The 16,874-nt window shown below is 73.7% G+C and carries 19 protein-coding genes, 1 tRNA gene and 1 pseudogene; 11 read left to right on the forward strand and 10 right to left on the reverse strand.

Annotated elements, in window-relative coordinates:
* Positions 1–7: 7 nt before the first annotated feature.
* Positions 8–1,015 carry a saccharopine dehydrogenase NADP-binding domain-containing protein gene (locus tag O7542_RS22390; protein WP_113972078.1) on the reverse strand — a complete coding sequence of 336 codons (1,008 nt, stop codon included), beginning with the start codon at positions 1,013–1,015 and terminating at the stop codon, positions 8–10.
* A 94-nt stretch (positions 1,016–1,109) separates the two neighbouring features.
* On the opposite strand from O7542_RS22390, the gene O7542_RS22395 reads away from it, so the two are divergent.
* The 6 genes from O7542_RS22395 to O7542_RS22420 all read left to right on the forward strand — a co-directional run bounded on the left by O7542_RS22395 (position 1,110) and on the right by O7542_RS22420 (position 6,122).
* On the forward strand, positions 1,110–2,048 hold the full coding sequence (locus O7542_RS22395) for a helix-turn-helix domain-containing protein (RefSeq protein WP_281605168.1): 939 nt from the start codon (positions 1,110–1,112) through the stop codon (positions 2,046–2,048).
* Positions 2,049–2,120: 72 nt separating this feature from the next.
* The gene (rox, locus tag O7542_RS22400; protein WP_210884123.1) at positions 2,121–3,554 is read left to right on the forward strand and encodes a rifampin monooxygenase; all 1,434 of its coding nucleotides are present in this window, start codon (positions 2,121–2,123) and stop codon (positions 3,552–3,554) included.
* Between the two features lie 33 nt (positions 3,555–3,587).
* Entirely contained in the window at positions 3,588–3,971 is a 384-nt protein-coding gene (locus tag O7542_RS22405) for a hypothetical protein (RefSeq protein WP_281605169.1), read from the forward strand.
* Between the two features lie 52 nt (positions 3,972–4,023).
* Positions 4,024–4,824 carry a methyltransferase domain-containing protein gene (locus tag O7542_RS22410; protein ID WP_210884119.1) on the forward strand — a complete coding sequence of 267 codons (801 nt, stop codon included), beginning with the start codon at positions 4,024–4,026 and terminating at the stop codon, positions 4,822–4,824.
* 36 nt (positions 4,825–4,860) lie between these two features.
* Positions 4,861–5,304, forward strand: a complete 444-nt coding sequence (locus O7542_RS22415) for a DUF3592 domain-containing protein (RefSeq protein WP_281605170.1) — start codon at positions 4,861–4,863, stop codon at positions 5,302–5,304.
* 122 nt (positions 5,305–5,426) lie between these two features.
* Positions 5,427–6,122 carry a proteasome protein gene (locus O7542_RS22420; RefSeq protein WP_166455813.1) on the forward strand — a complete coding sequence of 232 codons (696 nt, stop codon included), beginning with the start codon at positions 5,427–5,429 and terminating at the stop codon, positions 6,120–6,122.
* A 57-nt stretch (positions 6,123–6,179) separates the two neighbouring features.
* Here the strand turns inward: O7542_RS22420 and O7542_RS22425 are convergent.
* The 6 genes from O7542_RS22425 to O7542_RS22450 all read right to left on the reverse strand — a co-directional run bounded on the left by O7542_RS22425 (position 6,180) and on the right by O7542_RS22450 (position 12,584).
* Positions 6,180–6,253 (reverse strand) — tRNA-Ala (locus tag O7542_RS22425).
* A 186-nt stretch (positions 6,254–6,439) separates the two neighbouring features.
* On the reverse strand, positions 6,440–7,222 hold the full coding sequence (locus O7542_RS22430) for a hypothetical protein (protein ID WP_176722722.1): 783 nt from the start codon (positions 7,220–7,222) through the stop codon (positions 6,440–6,442).
* A 169-nt stretch (positions 7,223–7,391) separates the two neighbouring features.
* Complete coding sequence (locus O7542_RS22435) at positions 7,392–8,033, reverse strand: GNAT family protein (RefSeq protein ID WP_030501124.1); 642 nt, start codon at positions 8,031–8,033, stop codon at positions 7,392–7,394.
* A gap of 52 nt (positions 8,034–8,085) precedes the next feature.
* A complete protein-coding gene (glp, locus tag O7542_RS22440) occupies positions 8,086–9,399 on the reverse strand; it encodes a gephyrin-like molybdotransferase Glp (RefSeq protein WP_043326858.1) in 1,314 nt (437 codons plus the stop codon).
* Complete coding sequence (locus tag O7542_RS22445; RefSeq protein ID WP_281605171.1) at positions 9,396–10,385, reverse strand: UTP--glucose-1-phosphate uridylyltransferase; 990 nt, start codon at positions 10,383–10,385, stop codon at positions 9,396–9,398. The genes glp and O7542_RS22445 overlap by 4 nt, the downstream gene beginning before the upstream one ends.
* Positions 10,386–10,394: 9 nt before the next feature.
* Positions 10,395–12,584, reverse strand: a complete 2,190-nt coding sequence (locus O7542_RS22450) for a diguanylate cyclase (protein ID WP_176722723.1) — start codon at positions 12,582–12,584, stop codon at positions 10,395–10,397.
* Positions 12,585–12,709: 125 nt separating this feature from the next.
* Here O7542_RS22450 and O7542_RS22455 point away from each other — a divergent pair, with 125 nt between their 5' ends.
* Complete coding sequence (locus tag O7542_RS22455; protein WP_176722728.1) at positions 12,710–13,315, forward strand: 5-formyltetrahydrofolate cyclo-ligase; 606 nt, start codon at positions 12,710–12,712, stop codon at positions 13,313–13,315.
* Positions 13,312–13,518 (forward strand): annotated as a pseudogene (locus tag O7542_RS22460) (FmdB family zinc ribbon protein); the annotation flags it as partial. The gene O7542_RS22455 and the pseudogene O7542_RS22460, both read left to right, overlap by 4 nt.
* Before the next feature lie 14 nt (positions 13,519–13,532).
* On the opposite strand, the gene O7542_RS22465 reads toward O7542_RS22460, so the two are convergent.
* Complete coding sequence (locus O7542_RS22465; RefSeq protein ID WP_281606523.1) at positions 13,533–13,931, reverse strand: hypothetical protein; 399 nt, start codon at positions 13,929–13,931, stop codon at positions 13,533–13,535.
* Positions 13,932–14,168: 237 nt separating this feature from the next.
* On the opposite strand from O7542_RS22465, the gene O7542_RS22470 reads away from it, so the two are divergent.
* The gene (locus tag O7542_RS22470; protein WP_223201247.1) at positions 14,169–14,576 is read left to right on the forward strand and encodes a flagellar biosynthesis protein FlgA; all 408 of its coding nucleotides are present in this window, start codon (positions 14,169–14,171) and stop codon (positions 14,574–14,576) included.
* Between the two features lie 13 nt (positions 14,577–14,589).
* Here O7542_RS22470 and O7542_RS22475 read toward each other — a convergent pair whose 3' ends face one another.
* On the reverse strand, positions 14,590–14,766 hold the full coding sequence (locus tag O7542_RS22475) for a hypothetical protein (protein ID WP_166455806.1): 177 nt from the start codon (positions 14,764–14,766) through the stop codon (positions 14,590–14,592).
* A gap of 483 nt (positions 14,767–15,249) precedes the next feature.
* Between O7542_RS22475 and O7542_RS22480 the strand changes: the two genes are divergently transcribed.
* Entirely contained in the window at positions 15,250–15,720 is a 471-nt protein-coding gene (locus O7542_RS22480) for a hypothetical protein (RefSeq protein WP_082931080.1), read from the forward strand.
* Between the two features lie 10 nt (positions 15,721–15,730).
* On the opposite strand, the gene O7542_RS22485 is transcribed toward O7542_RS22480, so the two are convergent.
* Positions 15,731–16,213 (reverse strand): DUF2231 domain-containing protein, encoded by a 483-nt coding sequence (locus tag O7542_RS22485; RefSeq protein WP_043330667.1) that lies wholly within the window; start codon positions 16,211–16,213, stop codon positions 15,731–15,733.
* A gap of 160 nt (positions 16,214–16,373) precedes the next feature.
* On the opposite strand from O7542_RS22485, the gene O7542_RS22490 reads away from it, so the two are divergent.
* The gene (locus O7542_RS22490) at positions 16,374–16,802 is read left to right on the forward strand and encodes a Fur family transcriptional regulator (RefSeq protein WP_030501115.1); all 429 of its coding nucleotides are present in this window, start codon (positions 16,374–16,376) and stop codon (positions 16,800–16,802) included.
* Positions 16,803–16,874 lie beyond the last annotated feature (72 nt).

The raw sequence follows: 16,874 nt of genomic DNA on the forward strand, positions 1-16,874 counted from the left end.
CCGTCCGTCACGCCGCGAGCGACCGCACGGTGAGGTGGTCCGACAGCGCGCGCAGGAAGTCCGGCGCGTCGAAGATCCGGCCGGCCGAGGCGACACCCTTGGCCCGGGCACGCCCGGTGAGCAAACGGTGCACCGCCTCGACCGCGAGCGGCGCGCTGATCGCATAGATGTCCCGCCCGTGCGCGACCACCCGCCGCCGGACGTCACCGGCACGCACGACCACGTCGACGGCGAACGTCTGCGCGGACCGGCCCCGCTCGTCCACAGCGGCCGGAGCGTCCCCCGCCGCCAGGTCGCGGGCCGCGTCGGCGGTCATGTACGTGCACACCTCCGGGATGTCCAGGTGACTCGGCACGGTCACCACGTCGGCCATGGTGAACTCGCCGAGCACCGGCCGCACCCCCAGCGGCGCCGGGAACTCCCAGTCCAGCCGGGGCAGGTCGCCGTCGGCGTACACCAGTCGCCCGTCGGTGAAGCGGACCCGCCGGCCGTCGCGGCGCTCGCGCGACACGACGCCGGAGGCGACCGTCCCGGCCGTCGGGTGCCAGCTGCTCAGCCCGTACGCGACGTGCGCCTCGTCGGCCGCCGTCCAGTCCCCCATCGCGGCGGTGACCAGCAGGTCACCGAGTCCGCCGAAGAACGCCATGGCGGGCACCACAGCGACGCCGGCCGCCTCGGCACGCTCGGCGTGGTGCGCGAACGTGTCCCGGTTGGCCTCGATCTCGGCCGCCACGTCGACGTAGGGAATCCCGGCGCGCAGCGCGGCCTCGATCAGCGGACCCGCGGTCGAGGCGAACGGCCCGGCGCAGTTGACCACCGCCGCTGCCCCGGCCAGCGCCCGGTCCAGCGAGGCCGGATCGTCCACCGACGCCACCCGGTGCTCCCCCTCCGGGAACGCGGCCGCCAGCTTCCCGGCGTCGCGCCCGAGCGGCAGCGGCTCGTACCCCCGCTCACGCAGCTCCGCCACCACGAACCGCCCGGTGTGCCCGTACGCCCCGAACACCGCCACCCGCATGACGCCCCCTCAGAAGATCGACTGGAATGATCCTCGCCGGGCTGGCCGGGGCGGGGCCAGTGTCGCAAACGCCAATGCCCGTACAGTTTCGGACATGGCCACCATCGCGCTCGCCGCCACCGACGGGATGCTGCACTTCGAACTGGCCGCGGCCTGCGAGATCTTCGTCCGCGACCCGACCGGGCTGGCCGACCCCTGGTACGACCTGGTGGTCTGCGGCCCCGGCCCGATCGGCGTCGGCCGGTTCGCCGTCACGCCCGACCACGGGCTGGACCACCTGGCCCGCGCCGACACGGTGATCGTCCCGGCGATCGAGGACACCGACGCCGACCCGCCGTCCGACCTGGTCGACGCGGTCCGCGCCGCCCACGACGCGGGCGCTCGGATGGTTTCCCTCTGCACCGGCGCGTTCGTGCTCGCCGCCGCCGGCATCCTCGACGGGCTGCGCGCCACCACCCACTGGGCGCACACCGAGGCGCTCGCCGCCCGCTACCCCCGCGTCCACGTCGACCCGGACGTGCTCTACGTGGACAACGGCACCGTGCTCGCCTCCGCCGGCAAGGCCGCCGCCATCGACCTGTGCCTGCACCTGATCCGCCGCGACCACGGCTCCACGGTCGCCAACGCGGTCGCCCGCCGCCTGGTCGTGCCGCCGCACCGCGCCGGCGGCCAGGCCCAGTACGTCACCACGCCGGTCCCGGCCCGCGAGGACCACCCGCTCGCCGCGCTGCTGCCGTGGGCGATGGCGCGGCTGGACCGCCCGCTGACCGTCGCGGACCTGGCCCGCCAGGCCAATATGAGCACCCGCAACCTGGTCCGCCACTTCACCGCCGCGACCGGCGCCACGCCGTCGCAGTGGCTGGCCACCCAGCGCATCCGGCGGGCGCAGGAACTGCTGGAGAACACCGACGACAGCATCGACGCCGTCGCGGAGGCGTCAGGCATGGGTACGGCGACGACGCTGCGCCGGCACTTCCACCGCACAGTTGGCGTGCCGCCGGACACCTACCGCCGGACGTTCCGCCGAGGCTGACCGGCACAACGGCTATGGTCGGTTCGTGCCGCCCGAGGGGACGGTCGCCTGACAATCGGCACGGGGGAAGCTGTGTTCGACGTGATCGTGGTCGGCGGCGGGCCGACCGGCATGATGCTGGCGAGCGAGTTGCGCCTCCAGGGCGTCGGCGTGCTCGTGCTGGAGCGGGACCCCGAACCGCCGCCGTACGTGCGCTCGCTCGGGCTGCACGTCCGCAGCATCGAGGTGATGGACCAGCGGGGGCTGCTGGAGCGGTTCCTCGACAACGGCGGCAAGCACCCGATCCGGGGCTTCTTCGCCGGCATCGACAAGCCCGCCCCCGCCGATCTGGACACCGCCCACCCGTACGTGCTCGGCATCCCGCAGACGCTCACCGACCGGCTGCTCGCCGACCACGCGGCCGAGGTCGGGGCCGAGATCCGGCGCGGCAGTGCGGTGACCGGGCTGGAGCAGGACGACGACGGCGTGACCGTCCACCTCGACTCCGCGAGCGCGCCGCCGCTGCGGGCGCGGTTCGTCGTCGGCTGCGACGGTGGGCGCAGCACCGTCCGGAAGCTGCTCGGCGTCGGATTCCCCGGCGAGCCGTCGACAGTCGACACGCTGCTGGGCGAGATGGAGGTGACCGCCTCCCCGGACGAGGTCACCACGATCATGACCGAGGTACGCCGCACCGAGAAGCGGTTCGGGCTCGGCCCGTCGGGCACGCCCGGCGTGTTCCGGGTGGTCGTGCCGGCGGCCGACGTGACCTCGGCACCGCCGACGCTGGAGGACTTCAAACGGCAACTGACCGCGTACGCGGGCACCGACTTCGGCGTGCACTCGCCCCGCTGGCTGTCCCGCTTCGGCGACGCGACCCGCCTGGCCGAGCACTACCGGGTCGGGCGGGTGTTCCTGGCCGGCGACGCCGCGCACGTCCACCCGCCGCTGGGCGGGCAGGGGCTCAACCTCGGCATCCAGGACGCGTTCAACCTGGGCTGGAAGCTGGCGGCGGAGGTGAACGGGTGGGCGCCGGACGACCTGCTCGACACCTACGAGTCCGAGCGGCGCCCGGTGGCCGCCGACGTGCTGACGAACACGCGCGCGCAGATGCTGCTGACCACGAACGAGCCCGGACCGCAGGCGGTGCGGCAGGTGCTGACGCAGCTCATGGACTTCGACGAGGTCAACCGCTTCCTGATCGAGAAGGTCACCGCGATCAGCGTCAGGTACGACGTCGGCGAGGGTCATCCTCTGCTCGGGCGGCGGCTGCGCGACGTACCGCTGCCGCAGGGACGCCTGTACGAGCTGATGCGTACCGGCGGCGGGTTGTTGCTGGACGGGACCGGGAAGCTGTCGGTGGACGGCTGGGCCGACCGGGTCGGGCTCGTCGCCGGCACCGGCGACGAGCTGGACGTGCCCGCGGCGCTGCTGCGGCCGGACGGTCACGTGGTCTGGGTGGGCGACGGCCAGCGGACGTTGGAGGGCGCGCTGACCAGATGGTTCGGCGGCGGGACGGTTCGCGGGTAGCGACGGCGCACGGACTCGGCAATGATCAGCTCCATGTCCGACGACAACCTGGCCGACACCTGGCGTCGCATCATCCTGGGAGACGGCAAGTCCTGGGTCGTGTTCGCGCACGGCACGTGCGTCGTCCTGCCGGACCCCGCGCCGGGCGTCGACCTCGCCGCACAGGCCGTCGAGATCCTGCGCGAGTACGGCCCCGTCCACGTCGGCTCGCCGTCTGCGGACTTCGGTACCGTCACGCTCGATCCCGGCCCCGGCTGGGCGGTCTACGGCCATCACAACGACGTGTTGACCTACGTCGGCCCGGACGAGGTCTCGGACGACAGCGACCTTGCTGTCGGTCTGTACGGGCGCCACAAGCGAGATCGAGACGGCCATGAGCTGACCGTCGTCCACATCGAGGACAAGCGGCCCCGCTGACGCGCGTCGGCGCTGCGGGTTCAACCGACAGCAGCGCAATAGGCTCCAGTCCGTGCACGGATTCACCGATGTCGACCGGCAGCCGGACCCGAAATCGTGGGTGGGCGTGCTCGACCGCTTGAGCGGCGAGCCCTTCTACCAGGCATACCAGCAGCGGGTACGCGACTTGCTCCGCCCGTCGCCCGGCCGGCGCTACCTCGACGTCGGTGCGGGCACCGGGGCGAGCGCGGTCCGCCTGAGGGACGATCACGACGTCACCGTGCTGACGGTGGATCGTTCCCTGACCATGGCCGTCGCCATGCGAGCCCGTGGCCTGACCCGGTGCGCCGTCGCCGACGCCCACCGGCTGCCGTTCCTCGACGACTCGATCGACGGTGCCTGGGCCGACCGCACCGTGCAGCACCTCGCCGATCCCCGCGCCGCGATCAGGGAGCTCGCCAGGGTCGTCCGCCCGGGTGGCCGGATAGTTCTCGCCGACCCCGACTACGACACGCAGGTACTCGACATCGCCGACCAGGATCTGGCCCGGCGCGTGCTGAGATTCCGGGCCGACGTCATGCTCCGCAACGGCACCCTGGCTCACCAGCACGCCGGCATTCTCGCCACGCTCGGCCTGGCCGAGGTCACCGTCGAGCCCCGGACGCTGCTGGTTCGGAACCCGAACGCCGCCGACAACGTTCTCGGCCTGCGCAGTTGGGCCGGTACGGCGGCTCAGCGCGGCGTACTCGACCCCGCCGAAGCTCGCGCGTTCGAGGAGCAGTTCGACGACGCGGTCGAGGCAGGCCGGTTCACGTACGCGGTCACGTTCTTCCTCACCGCGGCCACCGTCTACTTCCACGAGCCGTCGTCGTAGCGCATCACCGTTGACGTCGGTGCTTAGCATCGCGACGTGGACGAAAGTTGGGAACAACTTCACCCGCGACAACGCAAGCTGATTGGCGCGTTGATCATCCTCACCGCTTCTTCCGCCTTCATGTGCTGCGCCGCCTTCTATAACGGCACGACCGCGATTGGCCTCGCGAACCGCGGCCTCACCACAGACGCCACAGTCGTCGACGTCGACCGTCATGGACGCGCCAGCAAGGTCACCGTGGAGTTCACACCTCGTAGCGGCGAACCCCTGAGCGCGGAGTGCACGAGCTGCAGCCCCGAGCTCGACGAGGGCGATCGAGTACGCATCCGCTACAACCCCGACGACCTCGCGCCGGGGGTGGAGGACGCCGAGAACCACGGCGCGCAGCGCGTCGCGGTATTCAACCTCGTGGCCGCCACCGTCCTGCTGTCGGGCGCTGGGTTTGCCGGGTGGCGCCTTCACCGAGACCGCCCAGTCTGATTCTGGGCACCGCCGGCTTGTGACCGGTGTCAGCCGCCACACGGACGTCCCTGCCGGGTGTAGGCAGGCGGGATGCCGGGTACCTCGCGCCCCAACCCCGCACCCCTGCACAGGAGGACCCCATGACCGTCGTACTCGCCGTTGTCTGCAGCGACGGGGTGGTGATCGGCGCGGACTCCCAGATCACCGAGAGCGACCGCGGTCTGAGCTTCCCCGCGCAGAAGCTGCACCCGCTCGGCGACTGCGCCGCCTGGGGCGGCAGCGGCGCGCGCGGAGTGCTGAACGACCTGCGCCCCCTCCTCCAGGACTCGGCCACCGCCATCCTCGAAGCGCCGGACATCGGCGGCGAGCTGCAGGAGCGCGTCCTGCCCGTCTTCAAGAAGCACTACGAGAACTACATCCCGGACGTGCCCGGCGAGGGCTCCGGCGGCGGGGTGTCGGCGTACCTGCTCGCGGCCGGCTTCAGCCAGGGCGGGCCGTGGATCGTGGAGATCAACCCGAACGGGCTCATCGGCCGCTACGAGGACGTGGGCTTCCACGCCATCGGCTCCGGCGCGCCGATGGCTCAGCAGGCCGGCGCGCTGCTGTCCCACTTCCGGATGACCAAGCGCACCGTCGAGTACGGCGTGGTGGGCGTGGTGCGGGTGCTGGAGGCGCTGGAGCAGACCTCGCCGTCGGTCGGCCGGCCGTTCAGCGTCGCGTGCATCCGGGAGGAAGGCGCCCACCATCTCGACGAGAAGGAGATCGCCAAGGCGCTGAAGGACGTCCAGCGCTGGCGTGACCTCGAACAGAAAGCGCTTGACCAGCTGTTCGACTGACGCGAGCGGGTTCGAAAAAGGCCGTCTCCCATCACGGGAAACGGCCTTTGAACTGGGTGGAGCTGAGGGGATTTGAACCCCTGACCCCCTCGATGCGAACGAGGTGCGCTACCGGTCTGCGCCACAGCCCCTCCGCCGGCGAACCGGCGTCGGTCCCACCCAGCTTTCACCGGGTGGGCCGGCGACAAGGCTAACAGGTAGCGCCCCCACGACGCGAACCGCCCCACCGCCCACGTAGATCTTGGAAGGAAAGGGCCCCCAGAGGGGCCGAAATCTTCCAAGATCGCCGTCGGATCCCCACGCGGCGGGCAAGGGAGTCAGGCGCCTCGGCCGGACTGGTAGGGGCGTCCGCGCAGGCCACCCGCCCGCCGGTAGGACACCGAGCCGCCGCTCGCCGCGGGCGGCAGGTCCGCGGGACGGTCCAGCCCCATCGCCGTACGCCGGACCGCCTCGCGCTGGGCGGCCAGCCGGCGCTGCGCCTCCCGCCGGGCCGCCGCGCGCCGGGCCTGCTCGCGGCGCACCTCGGCCTGGCGGGCGGCCAGCCAGGCCGCCTCCCGGGCGTCCGCGCGCCGCCGCCGACGTTCGGCGAGGGCACGCTGCCGCAGGTGTACGACGTACGCCACGAGCAGCGTGCCGGTGACCGAGACGCTGATCCAGAACCCGGGTCCGACAAGTACCACGCCGCCCAGTTCCACCAGGTTGAGCAGCAGCAGCGCGGCGAGCACCCGGCGCCGGCGGTAGATCGCCGGGGTGTGCCGCCGCCGGGGCGAGTTCCGTCGGCGGGACTGGGCCGGGACGGCGGAGACGGGCCGGAGCCGGCCGGAACGGCGGCGCAGCGGTGGCGCGGAGACCGGGCGGGCGAGACTACCCGTGTCGGAGTCTTCACTGAGGGTCACCACGAGGGAGCGCGGCGGGTGCAGCGGCCGTCGCCCGGGCACGGTGCGCCGTCGACGCTGGCGCTGGAGCACCCGCGCCGTCGACTGCGCCCGCTCCGCCACCAGCCGCTCGGTGGCGTCGTACCGGCGGACCAGCGCCGGAGCGAGGGCGAGCAGACCGGCGGCGGCGAGGACGGCGAGGAGCACCGACGTGGGCACCCTCACCCCTCCCGTCACCAAAGTTCTCCGGCGAGCGCCGCCCGCCGCAACTTGTTCCGTCGACCGTCGTTTACGGCGCACTTCATGCGGGCGGGCAGCGCTTGCCGCAGCTTGCAGTTACTTGAGGTTACGGGCCGTCGACCCAGTTCACAGTGCGCCGCGCCGTGCGGGCGCGTCAGCGGCGGTTGTCACGTACGCGGTGCCACCGCGCCAGCAAGCCGCCCTCGGCGACTACTTCCTCGCCGGTCATCGCGTATCCGATGTGGTCGCGCCACGCGCCGTCGATGTGCATGTAGCGCACGTGATAGGCCTCCTCGCGGAAGCCGAGCTTCTCCACGACCCGGCGGGACGGCATGTTCTCCGGCCGGATGTTCACCTCGATCCGGTGCAGGCCACCGGGTCCGAAGGCGTGGTCCACGGCGAGCGCGACAGCGGTCGGGATCACGCCCCGGCCGGCCACCCGGGAGTCCACCCAGTAGCCCACGTACCCGGAACAGAACGCCCGCCGCACGATGCTGCCGATATTGACGTGGCCGACCAGCCGCTCCCGGCCGTCCTCCCGCAGGCACACCGCGAACGGCATGCCCTCGCCGCTGCGCGCGGACTTGCGCTGGTCCGCGTGGACCAGCCGGAACGCCGCCGGCGAGTTGGTCTCGTACCAGCCGCCGGGCACGTGCGACTCCCACGGCGCCAGCCACTCGCGGTTCGCGCGCCGGATCTCCGACCAGGCGCCGGCGTCCGAGCGCCGGTACGGCCGCAGCACCACCGGGCCGTCCACGAGCACCGCCGGCCACCCCGGAGCCCGCCAGAACCTCACCGGGCTTGCCCTTCGCTCGCGACTGCGGGGCTCGCAAGCTCACTCCTCGCGCTCACCGGCGCCGGTCCAGCAGGAGCACGTCGACGGTGGACCCCGCGGCGGCGGTGGTGACCCGCTCGCCCAGCACCAGCAGGCCGTTCGCGTCGGACAGGCCGGAGAGCGTGTACGGGCCACCGGCGAGCGGCTGCACCGTGTACCCGCCGCCACGCCGCTCGGCCACGTGCGCGGGCCGGAACTCGCGCAGCCCCACCGGGGACGAGACCGTCTCCAGCAGGTGCGCGCGGACGCTCGGCCGGAACACCGGCTCGGCGCCGGCCAGCAGCTGGATCGCCGGGCGGGCCAGCACCTCGAAGCCGATCAGCGCCGCGCCGGGCTCACCGGGAAGACACACCACCGGCACCTCCTCGGCGCCGACCGTACCGAACCCGAGAGCCGTTCCCGGATAGAGGGCCACCTCTGTGAAGGTGACCGGCCCGGCCCGGCCGCCCTCGCGGCGGGACAGGATGCGGCGCACCATGTCGCCCGGGCCGGTACCGGTGCCGCCGGTGGTGATGATCAGGTCGGCCCGCAGCGTCTGGTCGTCCAGCAGGCCGCGCAGCGCCTCCGGGTCGTCGTCGCAGATCCCCACCCGGTACGCGAGCCCGCCCGCCTCGGCCGCCGCAGCGGTGAGCGCGTGCGAGTTGGTGTCGACCACCTGCCCGGGCTGGCTGCCCCGGCCCACGTCGACCAGCTCGTCGCCGGTGGCCACGATGACCACGCGCGGACTGGGCCGCACCACGACGTGCCCGATGCCGGTGGCGGCGAACACCGCCACCAGCGCCGGTGAGACGTACGCGCCGGCGCGGGCGAGCAGTGTGCCGGCGACCAGTTCCTCCCCGGCGCGGCGCAGCCCGTACCCCCGTTTGGGGGCGCGGAAGATCTCGACGGCGGCCATGCCCTGGTCGGTCCACTCCACCGGGACGACCACGTCGGCGCCGATCGGCAGCGGCGCGCCCGCCGCGACCGAGAAGCACGATCCGGGGGTGAGCCGAACCGGCCGCCAGCTCGCCGCGCCCAGGTCACCGACGACGTTGAGCCGGATGCTGCGGCCACCGGGCATACCGGAGGGGGCCGGGACGTAGCCCGGCCCCCGACTCCCACCGGAGATGTCCTCCCAGCGCGCGGCGTACCCGTCCACCGCCGCCTGGTCGAAGGCGGGGTACGAGTGCGGGGCGACCACGTCCTCGGCGAGCACGTTGCCGTACGCCTGGGTCAGGTCGAGGTCGAGTGGAGGCAGCGCGCGTAACCTGCGCAGCACACTGCCCAGGTAGTCGGCGAGCGGCGTCAACTCGTTCGCGGCCGCCTCGGCGTCGGCCGTCGCGGTCATGTATCGGCACCGCCGGACGCGTCACGCATGCCGTTGAGGATCGCCGCCGTGACCGTCTCGTCGCCGTTGTTGACGAACTCGGCCAGCCACTTGCGGAACTCGGCGCCCAGGTCCTCCCGCTCGGCCGCGATCTGCACCACAGTCTGCAGGTAGCCCAGCGGCATGCCGGTGTCGTAGCGGGTGCCCCGGTAGACGATGGCGTGCACCGGCACCCCCTCGGTACGCAGCAGCTCCATCGCGTCGGTCAGCTGGATCTCGCCGCCGCTGCCCGGGTCGGTACGCCGGATCGCGTCGAAGATCTTCCCCGGGAGCACGTACCGCCCGAGGACCGCCAGGTTGCTGGGCGCTTCCTCCGGACTGGGCTTCTCCACCATGCCGGTGACCTTGACGACCTCGGCGATGTCGCCGTATTCCGACTCGGCGGGCTCGACCGACGCGATGCCGTAACGGCTGGTCTCGGCCGGGTCGACCTCGAAGAAGGCGAGCACCACGCCACCGGTGCGGGCCTGGAGCTCCAGCATGGCCGGCAGCAGCGGCTCGGAGGGCTTGACGAACTCGTCGCCGAGCAGCACCGCGAAGGGCGCGTCGCCGACGTGCGACTCGGCGTACCCGACGGCGTGGCCGAGGCCGAGCTGCTCCGGCTGGCGGACCGTGTAGATCGCTGCGAGTTCCTCGGTGCGCTTGACCTCGGCCAGCAGCTCGGGCTTCTTGGCGAGCCGTCCCTCCAGGTCGGGCCGGCGGTCGAAGTGGTCGACCATCGAGGTCTTGCCGCGACCGGTGATCAGCAGGATGTCGTCGATGCCGGCCTGCGCGGCCTCCTCGACGATGTACTGCAGCACCGGCCGGTCGACGACCGGCAGCAGTTCCTTGGGAACCGCCTTGGTGGCCGGCAGGAACCGGGTGGCCAGGCCGGCGGCCGGGATCACGGCCTTGACCGCGCGGGAGCGACCGCGGGTCGCTGAGGGGTTCGCTGAGTGCTCCGACATGTCGCGAGACTATCGGCCACGGCTCTGCCGCGGCGGGTGAGGACCGGAAGACGCGCCGCCCTGGACGGTGCCCGGCGCGTCCGCCGTGCCCGCCCGGGGCAGCCCGTCCGGCGGGCTGACGGTCACGGCCACCACCGGGATCTCCTGGGTGGGAACCGGATCGGGCGCGGGGGCCAGCCGGTAGCCGTCGCGTCCGGCGGCCTTCGCCGCGTACAGCGCGTCGTCGGCGGCGTCGAGCACCTGCTGGCCGTCGACGGCGTGGTCCGGGTAGACGGCGATGCCGATGGAGACGGTCACCGGCACGTGCACCGGCCCGTCGGTGCTTCCCTCGACAGTCACCGGCTGGTCCCGTACGACCGCGCCGAGCCGCTCGGCGACGATCGTGGCGCCCCGCGCGTCGGTCTCCGGCAGCAGCACCACGAACTCCTCGCCGCCCTGCCGGAACGCGAGGTCCACCTCGCGGATCACGCCGCGTACCCGGCGCGCGAACTCGACCAGCACGGCGTCCCCGGCGGCGTGCCCCCAGGTGTCGTTGACGCGCTTGAACCGGTCGAGGTCGAGCGCGAGCACGCTGAGCATCCGGCCGAACCGGTTCGCCCGCTCCACCTCCCGGCGGATCGACTCGCGCAGGTAGCGGTAGTTCCACAACCCGGTCAGCGGGTCGGTGAGGGAGAGCCGCTGCGCCTCCTCGTGCACCCGGACGTTCTCCACCGCGACCGCCGCGTGCCCGGCGAACGTCCGCAGCGTCACCACGTCGTCGTCGTGGAACTCGGGACCGCCGAGCCGGTCGTAGAGCACGAGCACGCCGAGCGCGGCGCAGGCCGAGCCGGGCGGGTCGCCGTCGGCGGGCGGGTGGCCGGGACGGTCCGGGCCGCGCGACTCGGCGCCGCCGGGCGTGGCGAACGGCACCGCCACGTACGTCTCGCAGGACGGCTCCCCGGTCGGGGCGTCGGGTGGGGTCCACCGGCCGCGCAGCGGCTCACCGGTGGCGGCGACCGCGCCGAGCACCCCGGCGCCGACCGCGACCCGCAGCGTCGCCGGGTCGGCCGGGTCGCTCGTGGGCCAGCGTCCGGTCAGCCCTTCGACGCACCGGCCGACGAGCACGCCCTCGGCGTCGACGAGCAGCACCGCGCCGGCCCGGGCGCCGGTGGCGGCGATCGCGCTGTCCAGGATCACCCGCAGGATGCGTTGCAGGTCGTGCGTGCTGGCGAGCGTGTCGCCGAGCACGGCGAGGTGGTTGCGCAGCTGGTCCCGGCTGCTGGTCAGCGCCGCCACGTAACTGCCGGTCTCCCGGGCCATCCGGTTGAACGCGCTGGCCAGCCGCCCGATCTCGTCCCGGCTGCGCACCGGCACCCGGGCGCTCAGGTCGCCCTGCGCCACCCGGTCCACCGCCCCGGCCAGCTCGCCCAGCGGCCGGGTGGTGACCCGGGCGAGCCGCCACGCGGTCAGCACGGCCAGCAGGGCGGCCAGCGCCACCGCCGCGATCAGCGCGCCGTACAGGCCGGGTGGGCGCTCGCCGGGAATCGAGAGCACCAGCGGCAGCGGTTGACCGGGCATCGGGCCCACCCGGCGCACGTACCGGCCGTCGCCCGTCCCGGCCACGCCGTTCCCGCGCGCCTTGCCGGCGGCGGCCAGCACCGCTGCGCGTACCCCCTGCTCTTCGGTCGTGTGGGTGATCTGCCCGGGGGCGTCGAGGAGGGTGACCGCGACGCCGGTGACGGCGGCGAGCCGCGCCACGAAGGCCCGGTCGACGGGCTGCGCGGCGGCGACCGCGCCGAGGTCGGCGCCGGCCGGGTCGCGCAGCCGCACCTGAGCGGAGAGCGCGCCGATCGGGGTGGCGGGGGCGCCGGCGCAGTCCTGCCAGCGCCCGGGCGGACCGCCCGCCGTGGCGTAGCTGGTGCGGCCGGCGGCGTCGGCGATCAGCACGCCGGCGGCGAGCCCCCGGCCGACCACCTGGTCGGCCGCACGCGGCCGGGCGACCGGGTCGGCCACCAGCGCGACCGCGTCGGCCGCCGCGCGCAGTTGCTGGCAGAGCGCGTCGATCGAGGTACGCACACCGGCCGCGGCCAGACCCAGTCGCTCGGTGGCGCGGCTCCGGTCGACGGCGCTCAACGTCGCCCCGACGAAGAGCGCGCCGAGCAGGACGGGGCCGAGCACCACCGCGAGGAAGGCTGCCGTCAACCGCCCGCGTAGCGTCAAGCTTCCCCCCGGAAGTTCCGCGCCCCTTGGTGCGATGCTGACACAGAGCGACCATTAGGCAAGCGTTGCGTCAGGAGTGTTGCGTGCCGGAATTTTCGGATGAAGCGCACGATGCGAAGCAGAAGATGCGCGTCGCGCTGCTCGCCGCCCGCCGGTCGCTGTCCGCGCCCGAGCGCGCGGTCGCGGCGGCCGCCGTCCAGGCCGAGCTGGTGACCCTGGTACGCCGACTGCGACCGGCCAGGATGAGCGCGTACGTGCCGGTCGCCTCCGAGCCCGGCGGGGACGACCTGCCCGAGGTGCTGCGGGCCGCGCTGCCGCCCGACGCCGAGCTGCTGCTGCCGGTGCTCTGCGACGACCTGGACCTGGACTGGGCCCCCTACACCGGGCGGGAGTCGCTGCGCGCCGCCGGCCGGGGCATGCGCGAGCCGACCGCGTCGACCCGGGGCCGCGCCGCAGTGGCCGCGGCGGGACTCGTAGTGGTGCCGGCGGTAGCGGTGGACCGCCGGGGCATCCGGCTGGGCCGCGGCGGCGGCTCGTACGACCGGGCGCTCGCCCGGGTGCCCGCCACCGTGCCGACGGTGGCTCTCCTGCACGACGGCGAGCTGGTCGAGGCGGTCCCCGCCCAGCCGCACGACCGCCCGGTGCACTGTGTGATCACTCCGGCGGACGGGTTGGTGGCCGTCCCGGGTGTGGGCCCGGGCGCTTCCGCTGGACGAACCCGGGGGTCATGACGCACCATTGGCACTCGAATACCACGAGTGCCAACAGGCCGTGCCAAGATCCGGAGGAGAACGTGCCCACGTACCAGTACGCCTGCACCGCGTGCGGCCACCAGCTCGAGGCGGTGCAGTCCTTCTCGGACGACCCGCTGACCGAGTGCCCGGCGTGTGAGGGGCGGCTGCGAAAGCTCTTCAACTCGGTGGGCATCGTGTTCAAGGGCTCCGGCTTCTACCGCACGGACTCCCGTACGTCCGGGTCCGACAACGGGAGCAGCGCCGCGAACAAGCCGGCCAAGTCCGAGTCGTCCTCGTCGTCCGGTTCGACGTCGTCTGGTTCGTCCTCGTCCTCCTCATCGGGGTCGTCCGGTTCCGGCCCTGGTTCGGGTTCCGGCTCTGGTTCGGGTTCCGGGTCGACGGCGAGCAAGGCGCCGGCGGCGTCCAGTTCCTCCTGACCAACGCTTTCGCGCTCGTGGCCGTCCCGTTTCCGGGGCGGCCACGTTGCGTATGGCCGCCCCGCACGATGGAGCGCCCGCTCCCGACCACTCGCGCGCTGCTCACCACCTCGGCGAGGTTGCTGCATCAGCTCGCCGAGATAGCGCCACTTCCCCGAACTGGCGGCCCCGGCCACTCCGGATGTGACCACCTCCCCGAAGTGGTGGCGCCGGACCCCGCCCGGGCAGCGGTTGTGCACAGGACGGCGGGTTATCCACAGGGGCAAGCGGTGGGGCCGCGGGCGACGATGGCTCGGCCCTAGCCTGCGGGTCGGAAGGTTGGCCGACGGTGGGAGGCAGCGGTGGCGGGTGGCGAGGCGACGTTGCGTCCGGTCCGCTGGCGCGGATTGCCGCGACGCCGGACGCTACTGCGGGTGGCACTCGTCGCGGTGCTGCTGGGACTGGCCGCGGCGGTGCTCCAGACACCTCCGTCCTGCCAACCCGGGGCTCCCCCGGCCGCCTCGACGACGCCGGCCGGTCCGCCGCCCGACGGGCCACGCGCGTTGCCGGCCGGTGCGGTCGGTGTGCCGATCCGGCTGGCCGAGCCGGCCGCCCTCGCGGTGCTGCGTCCAGGTGCCCGGGTCGATCTGATGGTGGTGCCCGCCGGCGGGTCGGCTGACCCCACGCTGCTGGCGCCGCGTGCGCTGGTGCTCGACGTGGTCGGCGCCGCCGGGGCGGTCGACGGGTCCTCCGCGCTCTACCTGGCGCTGCCGCCCGAGCAGGCGCGCCGGGCGGTCGGGTTGCCGGAGGGCAGCCGCTTCGCCGTGGTCGTACGCGGGTGACGCGAAGCCGCGGTCAGTCCCAGTGCGGCGGGCGCTCGGCGAGCAGCCAGTCGTCGTTGCCGCCGGGGCGCTCGCCCCAGCCGCGGTCGGTGTCGTCGGTGGTCTGTTCGGGCAGCACCACGAAGTCTTCGCTGAGGTCGACCACGCGGTCGTCGTCGCCGCGCGGTGCCCGGATGCCGGGGTCGGTCACGAGCAGCAACGATACCGCCGGAACGGCGGCCACCTCGACCCCGCGACGTCCGGCGCCGCCACGGCTGCGATCGGGAACAGCCCGGCGCGGACTGCACCGTGATCCCGAACAGCCAGACACAGACCGGGGGCAACCCTGAACGGCCACTCGATCTCGTCGGGCCCGGCAGCGGGTCGGAGCCCCGCCGCGCAAGAGGTACGCGCCGAGGTGTCGGTGTCGGGCGGCCGACCGGCCGGGGCGTTGGTAGCGTCGGACGGCGTGACGACGCCGAGCGGTGGCAGCCCCGACGACGAGACCTGGCGACGCCCGGAGCAACAGGCCACGGGCGAGGAGAACGACGCCGGGGCGTCCCGCCCGGGCGGGTCGGGCTCCGGCCAGGCCGACCCAGGGCCTGTGGGCGACCCAGGGCCTGTGGGCGGCCCAGGGCCTGTGGGCGACCCCGCCGATTCCGGACCCGTGGGCCGCCCGGCCGACCACCGACCCGTGAGCCACCCCGCCGACCACGCCGGGTGGGACGCGCCCGGACCCGGCGAAGCCGGGAGCCAGCCGACCGGGGAAGGCGCCGCTGGAACGGGAGTCACCGCCGCCGACACCTCCGGGGCGTCCGGGCCGAACAGCCCGTGGTCGCGCGAGGCGGCCACCGAGAGCCCGTGGGCCAAGCCGGAGTCGGCCGGCGGCTGGACGGTGGCCGGCGGGCCCTGGCCGGGCCGGTCCGCCGGTGACCCGGCTGCCGGTGGCTACGCCGGACCGCCGCCGAGCACGCCTCCGCCGCCCGGCTGGCGGCCACCGGTGCACGTCCAGCCGGCGCCGCCCCGCCGGCTTCCGCCGCAGGACATGGCCGCGATGGATCAGGCGGAGCAGCGCGCGCAGCGGCTCACCTACGGCGTCGGGGCAGTCGTCGCCGTGGTGCTGGTGCTGCTCACCTGCCTGCTCTGCTCGCGGCTGCTGTTCTGAGCGGCAACGCTCAGACGATGCCGTCCCACACCATCTTGGCGCCGCTGTCACCGGTCAGGTAGACGTACACGAGCGCGAAGCCCGCCAGCACCGCCACCGCGACGGTGAGCACGATCGGCAGCCAGCGGGGCAGGTTCCGGGCGCGGGCGAACCTGCTCGCCGACAGCACCAGCAGCAGCGCCGCGGCGCCGAGACCGAGCGAGAACCAGAACAGGGTGTCGCCGTACTCGGCGTGCTCACTGATCTGCTGGAGCCGGTCCGGCGGGTAGCCCTTTGCGCGCAGGATCCCCTCCAGCTCCTCGCCGGACTCGGTCGCGACCCAGGCGACCGCCGGGGTGATCACGGCCAGCGCGGCGACCGCCCAGTCCAGCCGGTGCCGCCAGCGCGGCAGCAATCCGTACGCGATGGCGAACAGCGCCAGCAGCGGCACGAGCACCACCACCGCGTGAATGACGAGCACGTGCAGCGGCAGACCGTTGAATTCCCTGAACACCGACACCTCCGGCGAGTGGGTGGTTAGGCGCGCACAGCGTACGTCGCGAGGCTGTGTAACCCCACACACGCAGACGCGGCCCCGCCGGTTCACCTGTGGCCCCGGCCACCCGCGAGCACGCTCGCTTGTCGGCCTGTCACCTGCGTGCTGTCATGGATTCATGTCCACGGGTGAGGAACTGCTCCGGTCGAGGGGCCTACGGGTCACGCGACCGCGTCTCGCCGTGCTGGACGTGCTCTCCGCCGGTGGGCACCTGGAGGTCGACGAGATCACCCGCCGGGTCCGTCAGCGGATCGACTCCGTTTCCACCCAGGCCGTCTACGACGTGCTCGGCGCGCTGTCCCGAGCCGGGCTGTCCCGCCGGATCGAGCCGGCCGGCAGCCCCGCGCGGTACGAGGCCCGGGTCGGCGACAACCACCACCACGTGGTGTGCCGGGGCTGCGGCGAGATCGCCGACGTCGACTGCGCGGTGGGCAGCGCGCCCTGCCTCGACCCGAACGTGGCGCACGGCTTCGAGCTGGACGAGGCCGAGGTGACCTTCTGGGGTCTCTGCCCGGCCTGCCAGTCGCGCCGCTCCGCCGACGACTGAGCGAGCACCGAGGGCGCCGCACCGAGGACACCGACCCGGGGTGACCGGCGAAGACCGTGGCACTCTTGATCG

Source organism: Micromonospora sp. WMMC264, from assembly GCF_027497275.1.
In the GTDB taxonomy this organism is placed as follows: domain Bacteria; phylum Actinomycetota; class Actinomycetes; order Mycobacteriales; family Micromonosporaceae; genus Micromonospora; species Micromonospora chalcea.